The organism is Alcanivorax sp. HI0044, assembly GCF_001634945.1.
This window is the reverse complement of the sequence record NZ_LWEZ01000750.1, coordinates 1-482: the sequence shown is the minus strand read 5'-3', so window position 1 is coordinate 482 and position 482 is coordinate 1. Positions and strand designations below refer to the sequence as shown.

The 482-nt window shown below is 60.6% G+C and carries 1 protein-coding gene; it reads left to right on the top strand.

Annotation, left to right across the window (positions count from 1 at the left end):
- Positions 1-256 (top strand): cytochrome P450 (locus A3730_RS08995; RefSeq protein ID WP_156501102.1); only part of this gene is annotated, 256 nt, incomplete at its 5' end.
- Positions 257-482: the final 226 nt, after the last annotated feature.

Genomic DNA, 482 nt, shown 5'->3' with positions numbered 1-482 from the left:
GGAGCGCTTCGACCCGGAACGGTTCAGTGCCGAACGGCGCGAAGACAAGGTGCATCCCTATGCCTGGATGCCTTTTGGCGGTGGTGCCCACAAGTGCATCGGCCTGCACTTTGCCGACCTGCAAGTGAAAGCGGTTCTACACCAGGTTTTGCTCAACTATCGATGGTCGGTGCCGGAGGACTACGAAATGCCGGTGGACACCAGCAGCCTGCCGGTGCCCGCCGATGGTTTGCCGGTTACCCTGGAAAAGCTGTAGCGCTTCTGCAGGACGGGCACCTGCACCCGAAGGTCTTGTAGGAGCTTGCTTGCAAGCAAACCCCAACGGTTAACCCGCCACCCGGTTCGCCTGCAAGCAACCTCCTACAGAAGCCCAGTTTTACAGGAACGGGGCTCCGCCGGTTAGGCGGTGACTCGCACCCCCTGGCGCAGGGTTACCAGTTCTTCCGCCGCGGTTGGATGAATCCCCACGGTGCCATCAAAAT